The organism is Bradyrhizobium sp. CCBAU 45384 (assembly GCF_028128665.1).
Taxonomy (GTDB): Bacteria; Pseudomonadota; Alphaproteobacteria; order Rhizobiales; family Xanthobacteraceae; genus Bradyrhizobium; species Bradyrhizobium manausense.
Genome location: NZ_LBIZ01000008.1, coordinates 233 through 18201 on the forward strand (window position 1 = coordinate 233; position 17969 = coordinate 18201).

Consider the following 17969-nt stretch of genomic DNA (forward strand, 5'->3'; position numbering starts at 1 on the left):
GAGATAAAAGGGGCTCGCCGGTCGAACCGCAAGCCATTGGCATGGCTTGGGTTCTGGCGTGCCGGTCGGTCGGGCCGCGTGCCGCGCCCTGCATTTTGATGAATGCAATCAAAGGCGTTTTCGGCACGGTGTGCCTTTGCGACAGTTGGGAGGCCTTCCCGTGAGCGTGGGCGACAGCGACCTGCGTATTCGGCCTGGGCGCATCCGCAGCACACGCGCGCCTAAGCCGAAGAGCTTCATCAACCAGGTGCTGCGGGCCGCGAAGAAAGCAGGACCCACCTCGGGTCAGACCGTGGCTGGCAGGCGTTCGGCGGCCTATGGGCGCTCCACGTTTGGCCGCGGGCCCCTTGCGTTTAGCCGCGCCAGATTGTTCAGCCCGACGCGGCGCGTTGTGGTTAAGGCGCGCGTGGTTCGTCATAAAGGGCGAGCCTTCCGTTCAGCGCCACTGACCGCCCATCTTTCATATCTGAAGCGCGACGGCGTGACGCGGAGTGGTGAGCGGGCCGAGATGTTCGATGAGGGCTGCGACCGTGCCGATAGCGCGGCTTTCGCGGAACGGTGCAAGGACGACCGTCACCATTTTCGGTTCATCGTTTCGCCCGAGGATGCCGGCGATATGACAGGCCTGATGGCCTTTACCCGCGACCTCGCCAGGCAGATGGAGACCGATCTCGGCTCGCGACTCGATTGGGTGGCCGTCGATCATTGGAACACAGACAACCCTCACGTCCACCTTCTCGTTCGGGGAGCAGATGAGGAAGGGTCGGATCTCGTGATCTCCCGCGACTACATCAGCCAAGGCCTGCGCTCGCGCGCCGAGGAACTGGTCGCTATCGAGCTGGGGCCAAAGCCGGGGCACGAGATCCGTAATTCGCTGGAGAGGGAAGTCACAGCTGAACGATGGACGCGACTCGACCGAGAAATCCGGCTCGCGGCAGATGAGACCGGGACTATTGATCTTCGCCCAGAGAGCCCGGGCAAGTCCGATTCTGAGATCCGGCGCCTGATGGTTGGCCGCCTTCAACACCTGGAGAAGATGGGCCTTGCCGCACCCGCCGCGTCAGGGGAATGGATGGTCGGGCTAGAGGCCGAGCGTAGCTTGCGCGACCTCGGCATGCGCGGCGACATCATCAAGACCATGCACCGCGCCTTTACCGAGCGTGGGGAAGCGCGCGGCGTTGCTGATTTCGTCATCGAGGGCGGCCAGCCGACATCCCAGCTTGTCGGACGACTGGTCGACCGGGGACTGCATGACGAACTGACTGGCGAGGCCTACGCCCTGATCGACGGAACAGACGGACGGGCGCACCATGTGCGCTTTCGAGGCCTCGAGGCTCTCGAACATGCACCGCCGGTCGGCGGCATCGTCGAGGTTCGACGCTTGGGTCCACCCGGCGATCCGCGCCCCACGGTGGTGCTCGCGACCCGTTCCGATCTCGATCTCGGTGGGCAGGTCACAGCTAAAGGAGCCACCTGGCTCGACCACAGGCTGGTCGAACGCGACCCCATGCCGCTCGCCATGGGCGGATTCGGCCGCGAGACCCGCGCCGCCATGGAAGCCCGTATCGAGCATCTGATCCAGCAGGGTCTGGCGCGGCGGCAGGGCCAACGCATCATCCTGCAACGCGACCTCCTGGACACGTTGCATCGACGCGAACTGAACGAGGTGGCCGCGAAGGTCTCGGCCGACACAGGCCTTCCTCGGGTGAACGCCGCCTCTGGGGAGCATGTGGCGGGCACGTATCGCCAGCGGCTGACGCTCACCTCGGGACGCTTCGCCATGATCGATAACGGGCTCGGCTTCCAGCTCGTGCCCTGGTCGCGCGAACTCGAAAAGAGACTCGGCCAGCATGTGACCGGCGTCGTGAAGGACGGCGGCGTCATCGAATGGGGCTTTGGCCGCAGACGCGACCTCGGACTCTAGCTATCTCGCGAACTCAATTGCGGAGGGGTGTTCGGGATGTCCGGAACCAAAATTCTCTGGGGACAGGTGATCGTTGTCGGCCTGATCGTTTTGCTCGCCATCTGAGGAGCAACGGAGTGGACAGCTTGGCGGCTTGCCTATCAACCGGAGCTCGGGCGGCCCTGGTTCGAACTCTTGGGCTTCAAGGTCTACTACCCGCCAGTCTTCTTCTGGTGGTGGTTCGTCTACGACGCCTATGCGCCGCAGGTCTTTGTCGAGGGGGCCTTCATCGCGGCGTCGGGGACCTTCGTTTCGATCGCGGTGGCGATCGGTATGTCGGTCTGGCGGGCGCGCGAAGCCAAGAACGTCGAGACCTATGGCTCGGCGCGCTGGGCCGGCCTGGAGGAGGTGAGGGCGGCCGGACTTCTCGGTCCGGATGGTGTGGTGCTTGGCAAACTCGACCGCGACTACCTCCGCCATGACGGACCGGAGCACGTGTTGTGTTTTGCTCCCACCCGGTCCGGCAAGGGTGTCGGACTCGTCGTCCCTTCGCTGTTGGTTTGGCCCGGCTCGGCCGTCGTTCACGACATCAAAGGCGAGAACTGGCAACTGACCGCAGGCTTTCGCTCGCGGCATGGCCGCGTCCTGTTGTTCGACCCGACCAACCCGAAATCCTCGGCTTACAATCCGCTGCTCGAGGTCCGGCGCGGGGAATGGGAGGTTCGTGACGTCCAGAACGTCGCCGACGTCCTGGTCGATCCCGAAGGCTCACTCGACAAGCGGAACCATTGGGAGAAGACCAGTCATTCGCTTCTCGTTGGAGCTATTCTCCACGTCCTCTATGCCGAGGCAGACAAGACGCTGGCCGGCGTCGCGGCCTTTCTCTCCGACCCCAAGCGGCCGATCGAAGCGACGCTGAAGGCGATGATGACCACGCCGCACCTTGGCGAGCAGGGCGCGCATCCCGTGGTCGCCTCGACTGCGCGCGAGCTCCCGAACAAGTCGGAGAATGAACGCTCCGGCGTTCTGTCCACCGCGATGTCGTTTCTCGGTCTTTACCGGGATCCTGTTGTGGCCCGGGTGACCCGCCGTTGCGACTGGCGGATCGCTGATCTGATCGCAGACAGCCGCCCTGCGACGCTTTACCTGGTGGTGCCACCTTCGGATATCTCGCGGACAAAGCCCCTGATCCGCCTCGTGCTGAACCAGATCGGGCGCCGCCTGACCGAAGACCTGCACTCCCGTGACCGCCGGCATCGGGTCCTGATGATGCTCGATGAGTTCCCGGCTCTCGGGCGGCTTGATTTCTTCGAGTCCGCGCTCGCCTTCATGGCGGGGTACGGCATCAAGAGCTTCTTGATCGCGCAATCGCTCAATCAGATCGAGAAGGCCTACGGGCCCAACAATGCCATCCTCGACAACTGCCACGTTCGCATCAGCTTTGCGACCAATGACGAGCGGACCGCCAAGCGGGTGTCCGACGCGCTCGGTACGGCGACGGAGATGCGCGCGATGAAGAACTATGCTGGACATCGGTTGAACCCCTGGTTGGGGCACCTAATGGTCTCACGGCAGGAGACGGCGAGGCCGCTGCTGACGCCGGGCGAGGTCATGCAGCTTCCGCCCATGGACGAGATCGTCATGGTGGCGGGCACACCTCCGATCCGGGCGAAGAAGGTCCGCTACTACGAGGATCGGCGGTTCACCGAGCGGGTTCTGCCGCCGCCCGACCCGGCGGGCGTCAGCCGATCATCGCGAACGGACGTATGGTCGGCGCTCGGACCGTTGAAGCCGACGGCAGGTCCAACCGACAGAGCCACGGAGGCCGAGGAGGACACGGCGAATAGCGGGCTCCGTCGTGAGCCCGAGCTCCCCGATCACGTCGCGATCGCCAGGGAGACGACCGAACCGACACCGGCAGAAGAATTTGCTGCCGTTCTTGACGATGACGAGGATGCTGTCCGTCAGTCCCGTCTCATACGCCAGCAGATGCGCGGTGTCGCCGGTCAAGTCGCCATGGACCCGAATGACGGGATGGAGCTCTGAGGCAATATGCGCGACCGGATGAACGTCTATTTTCCGCCGGAGCTCTTGAAACAGATCTCGGAGCTCGCCGATCGCAAGAAGCTTTCCCGGTCTGCGATCGTGGAAGCGGCTGTCGCTTCGTTTTTGTCACCGGATGGCGCGGACAGGCGGGAGGCAGCGTTCGCCCGGCGCCTCGATCGGCTGTCGCGTCAGATGCAGAGGCTGGAGCGTGACGTCGGTTTGACGGCCGAAAGCTTGGCGCTCTTCATACGGTTCTGGCTGACGATCACGCCGCCGCTACCCAACGACGCGCAGGCGGCCGCGCAGGCAAAGGGTCGGGAGCGGTTTGAAGGATTTGTTGAGGCACTCGGGCGCCGCTTGCAAAAGGGACAAAGCTTTCTCCGCGAGATTCCGGAAGATATCCGCCGTCAGGGTGAATTGCCGTCACGACGTCGGCGCCAAATACTAGCTCCATTATGGTAGCGGACTTATTGATCACCGGCGGGGTGAGCGTTTTGGCTCTAGGTCTCACGTTCGCAGCGGTGATGTATATCGATGCCCGGGCGGAGCGTGAGCGCCAGTAGGCGCATGACTGTGCACGAGCTGCAATTCCCACCCATCAGCCCGCACCTTAGCTAATTTACAAGAAGCGCCGCTCTCGATAGCATCCCTCGATTGCAAATCCGAAATCTTGTTGTGGGGTAGCGTTATGTCGAGTGCGATCGAGATGATTGTGAGCGGGTACGCCAAGCTCGGGGATCGTCAGTCCCTGGAAAATCTGAGGACGCATCGTCGACACTTGGCAATTGACCTGAAAGCCAGAACCGGCTTCGACTGTCGAGCTTCCATTGCTGAGGTCGAGCAGGACATTGCCGTCATAGAGGTGGGCCTCCAGACGCTGTCCGGCCCGATTGGCGGTTGATCACCGCTGGTCATCCAGGGCATTTGAATATCTTGGTGCCCTGCCGTCGCGCTGGCAGGCCCACTTCTGCGCACGTGTTCTATGCGGCACTGAGCACTTGCACTACCATTCGAATGACGACTTCGCCGGCCCCCAGCTCCCTTTGCCCGGCAAGTAATGGCTACCATCATCCGCACACGTTTCCGTTTCTGCGAAATTGAAATTGGACGGTTGAGGATGGACGGCGCGGGCAGGATCTGCGGCGACCTTGGTGCGGTCTTCGTCCGGTTTAAGGCTCTGAGCGCGATCGATTGCCATGCGGGGCCTCCGATGTGTTGCGAACACTCTAGCAACACCGTCGGAAGATGCTGTCACCGACCCGCTACATCGGTTGGCCATTCGACGGCAGATGGAACACCAATTGTTTCAACGAGTAATAGTTGATCATGCCCCGCGTTCACGCTGGCGGGCCTTCAAAACGATACAAGAATTTGCCAGATGACCAGCAGCACCACAATCACACGCATGGCGTAGATAGTCCTGGCGTCCAATACGGTTCATTCGAGAACCTCGTACACGAACGCCACGCCCCGGGGTCGTTCTCCTCGAACCATTTCTCCGCAGCGTCTATCGTGGCGAAGGCCTTGATGTGGTTCTTGTCGCCGACTTGCTTGCTTGTGTTGACGTAGGTCCAAGCCGTTTTCATCGGAGTATCCTGCAGGACTTCAGCGCACATACGTTAGTTTATTGTCACAGTGCCTTCCAATTCTCGCCAGATTTGAGAGTCAGCAACCGAGAGCAAATAAGGATAAGAAGACATCACGGGGAGCACATTGTGGCCATCAAGAACATCGTCGTCCCGTTGGAAGTTGAATATCTACAGAAGGCAGCAAAGGAACGCGGAATCTCTCGCTCCAAGCTTGTGCGAGTTGTGATGGAGAAGGTAGTGAACGACGAACTCGTTGCTGAAATTCTTGGTGAGAGCGACTTGTCGAACTTTGAGCCGCCCTTGCAAAGGTATCGACGCTTTCGGGACCGAGCGTAGGCGGGTCTTGATCTCGAAGCGGAGAGTCATCCGCCCCTCTTCAGTTTGAGCCGGCCCCAATTCGGTTCTTTTCCCTTTGGGTTGAACTCGCGAACGTCGTGTCGGCTCAATGCTCGCATGATGCCGATCCGGGCGAACATCGTTGGCGCGCACTTCTCTTTGACGACTAGCGCCACGCGCGGAATGCACCGAGCCGCAGCGCAGCCAGATGAGAAAAATCAACCAAACAAGAAGAGCGAAACGAGTCACTGCCATCCCGGAGGCGTAAGCGGGTAGCGAAGGGCGGAGAGACGGCCCCGGCTCGCAGGCGCTTGGGGGATATGGGCCGGGGCCGCTCCGCCAGCCCGACGGCGGGCTAGCGAGACTCCCAAGCCTGGCGCGAGGCCTTCGTTCCTGTGAAATTTACGGGTGGTCAGCGCGACATCAGATTGTCGCCCGGCGACAGGAGCCGGACGTAGGTCCCGCTCTCGTGCAGTTCCATCCAGCCCTTTTCGATCGCGTATTTGATGCCGGCGCCGAACTCGGCGCCCGTCGCGTTTCATCCAGACTTCGACAGGAAAGGGCTGTTGATCCTCTCGATGTGGATGCGGCCGTCCTGGACAGCCTCGAAACCCTTGGCGAGCTCCACCAGCTTCCGTGCTGCGACCTCTGGATCAGAATACAGCCGCTCGTTCATCAGCTTCATTGATCAGCCCCCTTGCGCTGCGCCTATATGCGATTCTCAATTCATCGGGGCAGTCCGTTTCTTCCTCGGCAAAATGGCTTGCGCGGTGCCGTTGCTGCCGGCGACAATGTTCGAACCCCGCATGCCGCAGGCTGTGCAGACGAACCGCGGCTCGAGCTGCGAAATCCTGATCCGGTCCGGCCATCGGTCGACGTACTCGGCTGGTAGTTTGACGTTGTGGCTACACCAATAGTCCTGGCAGAACACGATCAGATCACGCACGCCCGTCGACCGCAGATCGCCCAGCGTGATCTTCAACGGTCGGCCATCCGGTTCGGTGCGGTCCTTGGGGCGGGTCTGGCGTGGCATGGCGCCATCGAAGCCCTGCGCGACCGAGAGTCAAATCGTCGATTACTAGTGGCTCGGAATGAGCGCGAGCCACTGGGAGTCGTGGGTGTGGAAAGCGGGATCAATTTTGAGGATACTGTCGAAGTTAAGAGCGCTTCATGAAGAAGGGACGTCCTCGTGCCTCTGGTGATTGCGCGGCCCCGGGCGATCGTCCCAGGTCACATACCCGCACCATCGACACCGATACATCGTCACTGTCCCATCGATGCGAGCGTTGACCAGTTCGCTCACGACTACGTCGCTGCTGCCGCGGCATCGTCCGCAGCTCGGCAGGGATGCAGGCGTCTTGTTGAAGTCCGCCGCCCTTCCCACGAGGATAGCTCCAGAGCATGCCTTCACCGTACGCTTCTCTGTGAACGGCCCGGCGCTACCAAAGTTCATACCCGGCGGGGTGGCCGGTGGGAAGAATAGAAAGAGGCCGCGAACTGATGCGGCCTCACTCTTTACTGAACAGTTCGACCTCCAANGCAAGGGACGGCGCCAGCGCGCCGGCGCGCGATCCGATCGTTCGGCCATCGCCTGGAATGCAAAATCGATCGGCACGAGACTCAAATCAAAAGGAACCAAGCAGTATTGGCGGCCAATCACTTATTTCATATTGGAAACAAATAGCAACAATTGGAAATTGGAAGAGTTAAAGGCGCTGCTTTCAGCGAAGGCTCTCGTATATGAGCTTTTGAGCGACCTGCGCGCACGCCTCGTCCTTCGAGACGACCGCTTCCAGCGGTCTCCTCAGAATGAGGCTAACGGGCTTCAGCGCCTGCTAAGACAGCTACCACACACTCAGCCTTCATCCTGAGGGCCCGCCAGAGGCGGGCGTCTCGAAGGATGCGCCGCAAGGAAACAGCTCTCCAATGCGATAGCCGTGGCTCTCACCGAAGGCGTAACGGCAAAAGACGACGGCGCCGCTCATGACAGCAGCGCCGCGTATTGACGGGATGAAGATGCAGGACGCGCCTTATCCCTTGCCTTCGTTACTCCGACTTGTCGATGTTCCAGAACACCGGGGTTGCCGGACCGTCGAGCACGCCGGACAGCGACTTCCGCCACGCGCTCGGCGACTGATACTGACCGAGCGGCATGTAGAGCACCTGATCATAGGCCTCCTTCTGGATCTCGGTCGCGATCTTCTTCTGGTCGTCGAGCGATCCAGCGCGAACGAAATCATCCTTGAGCTGCTCGATCCTGGCGTCCTCCGGCCAGCCGAACCAGCCGCCCTTCTTGCCCTGGCCGCCGACAGCGATATTGGAAATCGGATTCACCACGTCGGCGCTGACCCAATTCGTGATGAACATGTTCCAGCCGCCCTCCTTCGGAGGCTTCTGGCTGGCTCTGCGGCTCACCACCGTCTGCCAGTCGGTGGCTTGCAAATCGACCTTGAAACCGGCTTCTCGCAACTGCTGGGCGACCACGATCGGCTGAGCCTTCAGCGTCAGCACGTCGCCCGGTGCCATCAGCACCACCGGTGTTCCGTCGTAACCGGACTCGGCAAGCGCCTTCCTGGCGGCAGCAACGTCGCCGCCCTTCGCGACAGTCTCGCCGCCAATCTCGGTCGCGAACGGCGTGTCGCAGATGAACATCGCGGCGCAAGTCTTGTAGTATTTGGGATTGCCGATCAGCGCATCGAGCACATCCTTCTGGTTGACCGCCAGGAGTGCCGCGCGACGAATCTTGGCGTTATCGAACGGCGGATGAAGGAAATTCATCCGCGCGCCGGTCTGGAATCCGAACTTGTTCAGGATCTCGACCTTGAGCTCCTTGTCGGCTTCGATGGTGGGCAACATCTCGATGGCTGGAACTTCCATGAAATCGATGTCGCCGGACTGCAGCGCGTTCAACGCCGTCTGCGCGTCAGGCATCGTGATCCATTCGACGCGGTCGACCTTCACCACCTTGCCACCGGCGGTCCAGCTCGCCGGCTCCTTACGCGGCACATAATCGAGGTTCTTGACATAGACCGACTTCACGCCCGGCTGGAATTCATTCTGCACGAATTTGAAGGGGCCGGAGCCGATCTGCTCGGGGATCTGTTTGTCCACCGGTGTGTCGGCCAGACGCTTCGGCATCATGAAAGCGACACGCGAGGAGGGCTTGCCGATCGATTCCAGCACCAGCGCGTAGGGCTCCTTCAGCTTCAGCGTGATGGTCTTGGGGTCTGTCGCCTCTAAGCTCGCGGTGAACAGCATCATCTGCTGCCCCATGCTATCGACGACGGCCCAGCGCTTCAGCGAGGCGACGCAGTCTTCCGCGGTCACCGGCGTGCCGTCATGCCACTTCAGACCATCGCGCAGCGTGAAAGTGTAGGTCAGCTTGTCGTCGGAGATCTTCCAGTCCGCCATCTGTGGCTGGATCTTGAAGTTCGAGTCCGTCGCGATCAGCGTATCGAAGACCATGTAGCCATGATCTCGTGCGATATAGGCGCTGGTGAAGATCGGATCGAGGATGCGCAGATCCGAATGCATCACCGCGGTGATGGTCTTGTCGGCGGCAAGAACTGGCGGGGCCAGCGCCGTGGATAACGCCAGGACCGAAAGCGCGAAGCCCGAAAGTGCAAGTTTGGAGGCGAACGACCGACGCCCCCGACGCATGAGATGGAACATTGAAGTTCTCCTGGCGAGCGGTTGGCCGACGAGCGACGCCACTGATCACAGCGGCGCCGCGTAACGTTCGAAACGCAAGGCGCGAGACGCGCCTTCGCTGACTTGGACTTGGACTTGGACTTGGACTTACTCCGACTTGTCGATGTTCCAGAACACCGGGGTTGCCGGACCGTCGAGCACGCCGGACAGCGACTTCCGCCAGGCGCTCGGCGCCAGATACTGGCCGAGCGGGATGTAGATCACCTGGTCATAGGCTTCCTTCTGGATCTCGGTCGCGATCTTCTTTTGATCGTCGAGCGAGGCAGCGTGGACGAAGTCGTTTTTGAGCTGCTCGATCTTGGCGTCCTTCGCCCAGCCGAACCAGCCGCCCTTCTTGCCCTGGCCGCCGATCGAGAGATTGGAGATCGGGTTGGACACGTCGGCGCTGACCCAATTGGTGAAGAACATGTTCCAGCCGCCCTCCTTCGGAGGCTTCTGGCTGGCCCGGCGGCTCACCACCGTCTGCCAGTCGGTCGCTTGCGCGTCGACCTTGAAGCCGGCTTCACGGAGCAGCTGCACCGCGACCGTCGGCTGTGCCTTCAGCGTCACGACGTCGCCGGGCACCATGACGACGACGGGTGTGCCGTCATAACCGGATTCGGCGAGCAGCTTCTTGGCTTCCGCCATACCGTTGCCCTTGACCAGCGATTCCGAGCCGATTTCGGTCGCGAACGGCGTGTCGCAGATGAAGAAGGCGCCGCAGATCTTGTAATATTTGGGATTGCCGACGAGCGCGTCGAGCACGTCCTTCTGGTTCATCGCCAGCAGCGCGGCGCGGCGGATCTTCGGATTGTCGAAGGGCGGATAGAGGAAGTTCATGCGGCCGAGCGTCTGGTAGCCGAACTTGTTCAACGTCTCGACCTTGAGGTCGGGATTGCCTTCAAGCACCGGCAAGAGATCCCACGGCGGCACTTCCATGAAATCGATGTCGCCCGATTGCAGCGCGTTCACCGCGGTCTGCGGGTCCGGCATGGTGATCCATTCGACCCGGTCGACCTTCACCACCTTGCCGCCAGCGGTCCAGCTCGCCGGCTCCTTGCGCGGCACGTAATCCGGATTCTTCTCGTAGACGGCCTTTACTCCGGGCTGGAATTCGCCCTGCACGAATTTGAACGGGCCGGAGCCGATCTGCTCGGGGATCTGCTTGTCCGGGGGCGTCTCGGCGAGACGCTTGGGCATCATGAAGGGCACGCGCGAGGACGGCTTGCCGATCGACTCGAGAACGAGACCGTAGGGCTCCTTCAGCTTCAGCGTGATGGTCTTGGCATCGGTCGCCTCGATGCTGGCGGTGAAATCCATCAGCTTCTGGCCCATGCCGTCGACGGCGGCCCAGCGCTTCAGCGAGGCGACGCAGTCTTCCGCCGTCACCGGCGTGCCGTCATGCCACTTCAGGCCGTCGCGCAGCGTGAACGTGTAAGTGAGCTTGTCGTCGGAGATCTTCCAGTCCGCCATCTGCGGCTGGATCTTGAAGTTCGCATCCGTCGTGATCAGCGTGTCGTAAACCATGTAGCCATGGTCGCGCACGATGTAGGCGGTGGTGAAGATCGGATCGGTGATGCGCAGATCCGAATGCATCACGGCGGTGATGGTCTTGCCGGCCGCAAGCACAGGCGAGGCCAGTGCGGTCGAAAGCGCGAGGACCGACAGCGCAAGCTTGGAGGCGAACGCGCGACGCCCCATGCGCATCAAGTGGAACATATAAAGTTTCTCCTGACGTGAAACTGTTCAAAGGCGGATTATTGGTTGAGCATTCGGTGCGTTCTTTAGGCGAACTAACCTCATGCAATGCCTTTGTCTTTTCGAGACTTGCAGACAGTCTTGAGCGCGTCAATCCGGTTTCGGTGCAGGCCCTTGCGGCGCAGGTGCGGGCTCCACAAAGACCGAATTGGCTCTACAACTCAACTCCGCCAGTCCTGCCTGCTCGTCTCGCCTGCACCTTGCAATGCGCGTTCCATCTTTCGAAGCCTGAGAGACATCAAGATGAATCCAGCCAATCTTCCCTTCGATTCCGAGGCCATGCTCGAGGGCCTGCGCACCTGGGTGGAATGCGAGAGCCCGACCTGGGATGCGAGCGCGGTGAACCGCATGCTCGATATCGCGGCGCGGGACATGGCGATCATGGGTGCGACCATCGAACGCATCGCCGGCCGTCAGGGCTTCGGCGGCGCCGTTCGCGCGCGTTTTCCCCATCCGAGGCAGGGCGAGCCGGGCATCCTGATCGCCGGACACATGGATACGGTCCACCCGGTCGGCACCATCGAGAAGTTGAAGTGGCGGCGCGAGGGCAACCGCTGCTACGGCCCCGGCATCTTCGACATGAAGGGCGGCAACTACCTGTCGCTGGAAGCGATCCGGCAGCTGGCGCGCGCGTCGTTCACCACGCCGCTGCCGATCACCATCCTGTTCACGCCGGACGAGGAAGTCGGCACACCCTCGACGCGCGACCTCATCGAGGCGGAAGCCGCGCGCAACAAATATGTGCTGGTGCCCGAGCCCGGCCGCGCCGACAACGGCGTCACCACCGGACGTTACGCCATCGCGCGCTTCAATCTGGAAGCGACCGGACGGCCGAGCCATGCCGGCGCGACCTTGTCGGCCGGACGTTCCGCCATCCGCGAGATGGCGCGGCAGATTCTTGCGATCGACGCGATGACGACCGAGGACTGCACTTTCTCGGTCGGCATCGTGCATGGCGGGCAATGGGTCAATTGCGTTGCTACGACCGCCACCGGCGAAGCGCTGTCGATGGCCAAGCGCCAGGCCGATCTCGACCGCGGCGTCGAACGCATGCTGGCGCTGTCGGGCACCACCAATGACGTCACCTTCAAGGTGACGCGCGGCGTGACGCGGCCGGTGTGGGAGCCGGATGCCGGCACCCTGGCGCTGTATGAAAAGGCGCGCGGCATCGCCAAATCTCTCGGCGCGGAGCTACCCCATGCGAGTTCCGGCGGCGGATCCGATGGTAACTTCACCGGCGCGATGGGCATTCCGACGCTCGACGGGCTTGGCGTGCGCGGCGGCAATGCCCACACGCTGGAGGAGTATATCGAGGTCGAGAGCCTGGTTGATCGCGGCCGGTTGATGGCGGGACTGCTGGCGACGCTGGAGTAATCGCACTGCGATCACAGTTCTGTAGGGTGGGCAAAGGCGCGCTTGCGCCGTGCCCACCATCTGCCTCCGATCGAAAAAGGTCGCGGGCACGCTTCGCTTTGCCCACCCGACGAAGACTGGCCGCACTGCGAAATCTGTGGCCCAGATGGCACGGGAATTGCTGAAATGTTAGGCTGATGGCAGAACGGGCCATGACCGTTGCCGACGATTTGACTCTCATCTGACGGATCCAACTTGCTCGGATATCTCCTTCGCCGAATCTTCGCCGCCGTGCCCGTGATGGGCGTCGTCGCGCTTTTCGTGTTCCTGCTGCTGCGGCTGACGCCCGGCGATCCCGCCGCGATCCTCGCCGGCGACAATGCGACGCCGGAGCGGCTGGAGCGCATCCGCACCTCGCTCGGCCTCAACGAGCCCCTGATCGTGCAGTTCATCACCTGGGTGAACAAGCTGCTGCATGGCGATCTCGGCACCTCGCTGATCTCCAACCTGCCGGTGATGAAGATGATCGGCCAGCGCGTCGAGCCGTCGATCTCGATCGCGCTGTCGACCATCATCCTCGCCGTCATCGTCGCAGTGCCGCTCGGCGTCATCGCAGCCTGGAAGCACGGCACCTGGATCGACCGCTTCGTGATGGGTCTGTCGGTGCTCGGCTTCTCGGTGCCGGTGTTCGTGGTCGGCTATCTCCTGATCGAAGTCTTCGCGATCGACCTGCGCTGGGTGCCGGTGCAGGGCTTCAAGAGCATCAGCGCAGGCTTCGGGCCCTTCTTCGAGCGCATCATCCTGCCGACCTGCGCGCTCTCCTTCATCTACATCGCGCTGATCGCGCGCATGACGCGCGCGGCCATGCTCGATGTGCTGGGCGAAGACTACGTGCGCACGGCGCGCGCCAAGGGCATCAACGAGGTCGCGGTGATGCTGCGGCACGCGTTGCGCAACGCCGCGGTGCCCGTGATCACCGTGATCGGCACCGGCTTTGCTCTGCTGATCTCCGGCGTCGTCGTCACCGAGAGCGTGTTCAACATTCCCGGCATCGGCCGCCTCACCGTCGATGCGGTGCTGGCGCGCGACTATCCGGTGATCCAGGCGATGATCCTGCTGACCTCGCTGATCTACGTCGTCGTCAATCTGCTGATCGACGTCGCCTACACGCTGCTCGATCCTCGCATCCGCTACTAAGGCTAAGGACAAGAACAACGATGACGGTCGATAGCCTTCCCCAGTCCTCGATTCCGATCACGTCGCCGCTGCGGCCGCGCCTCGGATTCCTCACCTCGACGCCGATCATCGCGACGGCCACGATCTGCCTTGTGCTGATCGTGCTGATCTCGATCCTAGCGCCGCTGATCGCGCCGCATGATCCGATCCAGCTTGCGCCCTCGCTGCGCCTCAAGCCGGCGTCGGCGCAATTCCTGCTCGGCACCGATGCCTATGGCCGCGACCTGCTGTCGCGCGTCATCTATGGCGGCCGCATCTCGCTCCTGATCGGGATCGGCTCGGCGATCCTCTCGATCGCCATCGGGCTCGCGATCGGTCTCGTCTCCGGCTTCTTCAAGCTGGTCGATTCCGTAATGATGCGCGTCATGGACGGCCTGATGGCGATGCCGAGCATCCTGCTCGCGATCGCCGTGGTCTCGCTGTCGGGCGCGAGCATCTGGACGGTGCTGGTCGCGATCACCATCCCCGAGATCCCGCGCGTCGCACGCCTGGTGCGCTCGGTCGTGCTGTCCGCGCGCGAGGAGCCCTATGTGGAGGCCGCGATCTCGGTCGGCTCGTCCTTGCCGAAAATCATGTGGCGGCATCTGATGCCGAACACGATCGCGCCGCTGATCGTCCAGGGCACCTATGTCTGCGCCTCCGCCATCCTCACCGAGGCCATCCTCTCTTTCCTCGGCGCCGGCATCTCGCCGGAGACGCCGACCTGGGGCAACATCATGGCCGAGGGCCGGCAGTACTTTCAGCTCAAGCCGACGCTGATCTTCTGGCCGGGCCTTTTGCTCTCGATCGCCATCCTCAGCATCAATTTGATCGGCGACGCCGCCCGCGACGCCCTCGATCCCCGCATGAAGCAGCGGGAGGGGAAGTGATGGGAATAGCACCGTCATTCCGGGGCGCGCCCTTGGCGCGAACCCGGAATCCATTTCACCTCTTGAGTTGCGGCCCGATGGATTCCGGGTTCGCGCTACGCGCGCCCCGGAATGACGGCGGAGAGAAATGACGTGACCAACACCATCCTCGACATCAACAATCTCATCGTCTCCGTCGGCAAGAAGCCGGGCGGACCGAAGATCATCGACGGCATCTCGATAAAGGTCCACGAAGGCGAGACGCTGTGCCTCGTCGGCGAAAGCGGCTCGGGCAAATCGGTGACCTCGCTCACCACGATGGGCCTGCTGCCAAAGGGCACGCTGGTTCCATCAGGCGGCAGCGTGAAGCTCGTCGGCGAGGAGATCCTCACCGCGACCGATCGCCGCCTGCGTCAGCTGCGTGCCACCAAGATGGCGATGATTTTCCAGGAGCCGATGACCGCGCTCAATCCTGTCGTCCCGGTCGGCCGCCAGATCGACGAGGTGCTGCGCGCCCACACCAGGCTCGACGCCAAGGCACGGAAGAAGCGCATCCTCGACATGATGGAGCAGGTCCATTTGCCCCAGGTCGAGCGCATCTTCGCCTCCTACCCGCACCGGCTCTCCGGCGGCCAGCGCCAGCGCATCATGATCGCGATGGCGCTGGTGCTGGAACCGAAGCTGCTGATTGCGGACGAGCCGACGACCGCGCTCGACGTCACCACGCAGAAGCAGATCCTGTCGCTGATCCGCGAGCTGCAGCGCGATCACGGCACGGCGGTGCTGTTCATCACCCATGACATGGGCGTGGTCGCCGAAATCGCCGACCGCGTCGCGGTGATGCGGCAGGGGCGCCTGGTCGAGACCGGCCCGCTCGACACCGTGCTGCGCAATCCTACGATGGAATACACCCGCAATTTGCTCGCCTCCGTGCCGAGCCTGGTGCCACGGCCGCCGCGCGAGGACAGAAGCGAGCCGGTCGTGCTCGAGGCCAACGACCTCAGCAAGGTCTACAAGGAGCGCGCCTTCTTCGGCAAAGGCCGCGAGGTCGTCGCGGCCGACAAGGTGACGCTGACGCTGCGCAAGGGTCGCACCCTCGGCATCGTCGGCGAGAGCGGCTCGGGCAAGTCGACGGTGGCGCGCTGCATCGTCCGCCTGATCGACCCGACCTCGGGCGGCGTGCGCCTCGCCGGCCGCGAGATCTCCGACATCTCGCGCCGGCTGCTGCAGCCGCACCGGCAGAAGATCCAGATCGTGTTCCAGGATCCTTATCGCTCGCTCAATCCACGCGTCAGCGTCGGCGAGAGCATCGCGGAAGGCCCGATCAATTACGGCGTCTCGCATGCAAACGCCATGAAGCGTGCCCGCGAGCTGCTCGAGCTGGTCGGCCTCCCCGCTGACGCCGTCTCGCGCTACCCGCATCAGTTCTCCGGCGGCCAGCGCCAGCGCATCGCGATTGCGCGCGCGCTCGCGCTCGACCCTGACGTGCTGGTCGCGGATGAAGCGGTCTCCGCGCTCGACGTCTCCGTGCAGGCCCAGGTGCTGGAACTGCTCGACGAGATCCAGACGCGGCTCGGCATCGCCATCCTGTTCATCACCCATGATTTGCGCGTCGCCGCGCAAATCTGCGACGAGGTCGTGGTGATGCAGCATGGCCGCGTGGTCGAACAGGGCCCTGCCGCAGAGGTGCTGACGCATCCGCAGGAGGCCTACACCAGGGCGCTCTTGGATGCGGCCCCCGGGCGCCACTGGGATTTTGCGAATTTCCGGCCGATGTCGGAGGGCGTGGGGGCGAGCGCGTAACTCCGCCCTCTCCTCGTCATTCCGGGGCATCGCGAAGCGATGAGCCCGGAAACCATCGGGCCGTCGACTCTGTCGTACATTGGATTCCGGGCTCGCGCCGAGTGACGCGCCCCGGAATGACGGGGCGCAGCATTCCCAAAACAGCTTGAGCCCATGCGTGGCGCGATTGTCTCGTTGCTTGCCCTTGCCGCGAAGGCGGAGCTAACGTCGCGCGCTTCCACTCGCTGACGGAAAAGGACCACATGCCCACGATTGAACGTATCGACGGCTACGCCGACGAACTTACCGCTATCAGGCGCGACCTCCACGCCCATCCCGAGATCGGCTTCGAGGAGGTGCGTACGTCCGGCATCGTCGCCGACAAGCTGGCAAGCTGGGGCATCGAGGTGCATCGCGGTCTCGGCGGCACCGGCGTGATCGGAATCATCAAGGGCAAGGGTTCGGGCAGCAGACGCATTGGCCTGCGCGCCGACATGGACGCGCTGCCGATGGAAGAGAACACCAATCTGAAATGGAGCTCGAAAATCCCCGGCCGCTTCCACGGCTGCGGCCATGACGGCCACACCACCATGCTGCTCGGCACCGCGCGCTATCTCGCCGAGACACGGAATTTCGACGGCACCGTGCACCTGATCTTCCAGCCGGCCGAGGAAGGCCTCGGCGGCGCCCGCGCCATGATCACGGACGGCCTGTTCGAGAAGTTTCCGTGCGACGAGCTCTACGGCCTGCACAACGCGCCCGACCTCAATCACGGCGAGATCGCGATCCTGCCCGGCCCGGCCATGGCCGCCGCCGATTTCTTCGACCTCCGCATCACCGGCTATGGCGCGCACGGCGCGATGCCCGAGCGCTCCAAGGACGCGGTCGTGATCGCGACCACGCTGGCGCAGGCGATCCAGACCATCGTCAGCCGCAACGTCGAGCCGCTCGAGGCCGCCGTCGTGTCGATCACCCAGATCCATGCCGGCTCCGCCTACAACGTCATTCCCGGCGATGCGCATCTGTGCGGCACCATCCGCACCTTCTCGAAGGAAGTCCGCACTCTCGTCAGCGAACGCATCCGCACCATCTGCGCCGGCATCGCGAGCGCCTATAATTGCGTGATCGATGTCGACATCCGCGATACCTTCAACGTGCTGGTCAACCAGGTCGAGCAGTCCAAGGTGGTCGAGGAGGTCGCGCGCACCGTGGTCGACCCCGCCAAGGTGATCACCCGCAGCCAGCCGAAGATGGGCAGCGAGGATTTTGCCGACATGCTGGAGACCATTCCCGGCGCCTATTTCTGGGTCGGCCATGACGGCTCCGTGCCCGTGCACAATCCCGGCTTCGTGCTCGACGACAAGATCCTGCCGATCGGCGCCAGCATGTTCGCCCGGATCGTCGAAACGCGCATGCCGGTGGGTTAGC

General features: G+C 62.8%; 14 protein-coding genes and 1 pseudogene. 10 read left to right on the forward strand and 5 right to left on the reverse strand.

Features of this window, described 5'->3' with window-relative positions; translation table 11 throughout:
- Window positions 1–160 precede the first annotated feature (160 nt).
- The 4 genes and pseudogenes from XH80_RS01110 (at window position 161) to XH80_RS01125 (ending at window position 4850) form a co-directional block, all read left to right on the forward strand.
- The gene (locus XH80_RS01110) at window positions 161–1924 is read left to right on the forward strand and encodes a relaxase/mobilization nuclease domain-containing protein (RefSeq protein ID WP_271596989.1); all 1764 of its coding nucleotides are present in this window, start codon (window positions 161–163) and stop codon (window positions 1922–1924) included.
- A gap of 36 nt (window positions 1925–1960) precedes the next feature.
- Window positions 1961–3949, forward strand: a pseudogene (locus tag XH80_RS01115) (conjugal transfer protein TraG).
- A 6-nt stretch (window positions 3950–3955) separates the two neighbouring features.
- Window positions 3956–4411 carry a CopG family transcriptional regulator gene (locus XH80_RS01120; protein WP_271596990.1) on the forward strand — a complete coding sequence of 152 codons (456 nt, stop codon included), beginning with the start codon at window positions 3956–3958 and terminating at the stop codon, window positions 4409–4411.
- Window positions 4412–4637: 226 nt separating this feature from the next.
- Window positions 4638–4850, forward strand: a complete 213-nt coding sequence (locus XH80_RS01125) for a hypothetical protein (RefSeq protein WP_271596991.1) — start codon at window positions 4638–4640, stop codon at window positions 4848–4850.
- 102 nt (window positions 4851–4952) lie between these two features.
- On the opposite strand, the gene XH80_RS01130 is transcribed toward XH80_RS01125, so the two are convergent.
- A complete protein-coding gene (locus XH80_RS01130) occupies window positions 4953–5147 on the reverse strand; it encodes a hypothetical protein (protein ID WP_271596992.1) in 195 nt (64 codons plus the stop codon).
- A 517-nt stretch (window positions 5148–5664) separates the two neighbouring features.
- Between XH80_RS01130 and XH80_RS01135 the strand changes: the two genes are divergently transcribed.
- Entirely contained in the window at window positions 5665–5874 is a 210-nt protein-coding gene (locus tag XH80_RS01135) for a hypothetical protein (protein ID WP_271596993.1), read from the forward strand.
- A gap of 538 nt (window positions 5875–6412) precedes the next feature.
- Here XH80_RS01135 and XH80_RS43680 read toward each other — a convergent pair.
- The 4 genes from XH80_RS43680 to XH80_RS01155 all read right to left on the reverse strand — a co-directional run bounded on the left by XH80_RS43680 (window position 6413) and on the right by XH80_RS01155 (window position 11283).
- The gene (locus XH80_RS43680; RefSeq protein WP_333968628.1) at window positions 6413–6559 is read right to left on the reverse strand and encodes a hypothetical protein; all 147 of its coding nucleotides are present in this window, start codon (window positions 6557–6559) and stop codon (window positions 6413–6415) included.
- Window positions 6560–6595: 36 nt separating this feature from the next.
- Window positions 6596–6856 carry a hypothetical protein gene (locus tag XH80_RS01145; RefSeq protein WP_271596994.1) on the reverse strand — a complete coding sequence of 87 codons (261 nt, stop codon included), beginning with the start codon at window positions 6854–6856 and terminating at the stop codon, window positions 6596–6598.
- A 1064-nt stretch (window positions 6857–7920) separates the two neighbouring features.
- A complete protein-coding gene (locus XH80_RS01150; protein WP_271596995.1) occupies window positions 7921–9546 on the reverse strand; it encodes an ABC transporter substrate-binding protein in 1626 nt (541 codons plus the stop codon).
- A gap of 126 nt (window positions 9547–9672) precedes the next feature.
- A complete protein-coding gene (locus XH80_RS01155) occupies window positions 9673–11283 on the reverse strand; it encodes an ABC transporter substrate-binding protein (protein WP_271596996.1) in 1611 nt (536 codons plus the stop codon).
- A gap of 282 nt (window positions 11284–11565) precedes the next feature.
- Here XH80_RS01155 and XH80_RS01160 point away from each other — a divergent pair, with 282 nt between their 5' ends.
- From XH80_RS01160 to XH80_RS01180, 5 genes are all read left to right on the forward strand, one after another.
- A complete protein-coding gene (locus tag XH80_RS01160) occupies window positions 11566–12696 on the forward strand; it encodes a M20/M25/M40 family metallo-hydrolase (RefSeq protein WP_057740931.1) in 1131 nt (376 codons plus the stop codon).
- A 234-nt stretch (window positions 12697–12930) separates the two neighbouring features.
- A complete protein-coding gene (locus tag XH80_RS01165) occupies window positions 12931–13872 on the forward strand; it encodes an ABC transporter permease (protein WP_220002625.1) in 942 nt (313 codons plus the stop codon).
- Window positions 13873–13892: 20 nt separating this feature from the next.
- On the forward strand, window positions 13893–14780 hold the full coding sequence (locus tag XH80_RS01170) for an ABC transporter permease (RefSeq protein WP_271596997.1): 888 nt from the start codon (window positions 13893–13895) through the stop codon (window positions 14778–14780).
- 132 nt (window positions 14781–14912) lie between these two features.
- The gene (locus tag XH80_RS01175) at window positions 14913–16562 is read left to right on the forward strand and encodes an ABC transporter ATP-binding protein (RefSeq protein ID WP_271596998.1); all 1650 of its coding nucleotides are present in this window, start codon (window positions 14913–14915) and stop codon (window positions 16560–16562) included.
- Between the two features lie 242 nt (window positions 16563–16804).
- Window positions 16805–17968, forward strand: a complete 1164-nt coding sequence (locus tag XH80_RS01180; RefSeq protein ID WP_271596999.1) for a M20 aminoacylase family protein — start codon at window positions 16805–16807, stop codon at window positions 17966–17968.
- Window position 17969 lies beyond the last annotated feature (1 nt).

Excerpts from the sequence above, each read along its gene's own strand:
- XH80_RS01120 (WP_271596990.1), top strand. The coding sequence starts at position 3,956 with ATGCGCGACCGGATGAACGTCTATTTTCCGCCGGAGCTCTTGAAACAG.
- XH80_RS01125 (WP_271596991.1), top strand. The coding sequence starts at position 4,638 with ATGTCGAGTGCGATCGAGATGATTGTGAGCGGGTACGCCAAGCTCGGG.
- XH80_RS01130 (WP_271596992.1), bottom strand. The coding sequence starts at position 5,147 with ATGGCAATCGATCGCGCTCAGAGCCTTAAACCGGACGAAGACCGCACC.
- XH80_RS43680 (WP_333968628.1), bottom strand. The coding sequence starts at position 6,559 with ATGAAGCTGATGAACGAGCGGCTGTATTCTGATCCAGAGGTCGCAGCA.
- XH80_RS01150 (WP_271596995.1), bottom strand. The coding sequence starts at position 9,546 with ATGTTCCATCTCATGCGTCGGGGGCGTCGGTCGTTCGCCTCCAAACTT.
- XH80_RS01155 (WP_271596996.1), bottom strand. The coding sequence starts at position 11,283 with ATGTTCCACTTGATGCGCATGGGGCGTCGCGCGTTCGCCTCCAAGCTT.
- XH80_RS01160 (WP_057740931.1), top strand. The coding sequence starts at position 11,566 with ATGAATCCAGCCAATCTTCCCTTCGATTCCGAGGCCATGCTCGAGGGC.
- XH80_RS01170 (WP_271596997.1), top strand. The coding sequence starts at position 13,893 with ATGACGGTCGATAGCCTTCCCCAGTCCTCGATTCCGATCACGTCGCCG.
- XH80_RS01180 (WP_271596999.1), top strand. The coding sequence starts at position 16,805 with ATGCCCACGATTGAACGTATCGACGGCTACGCCGACGAACTTACCGCT.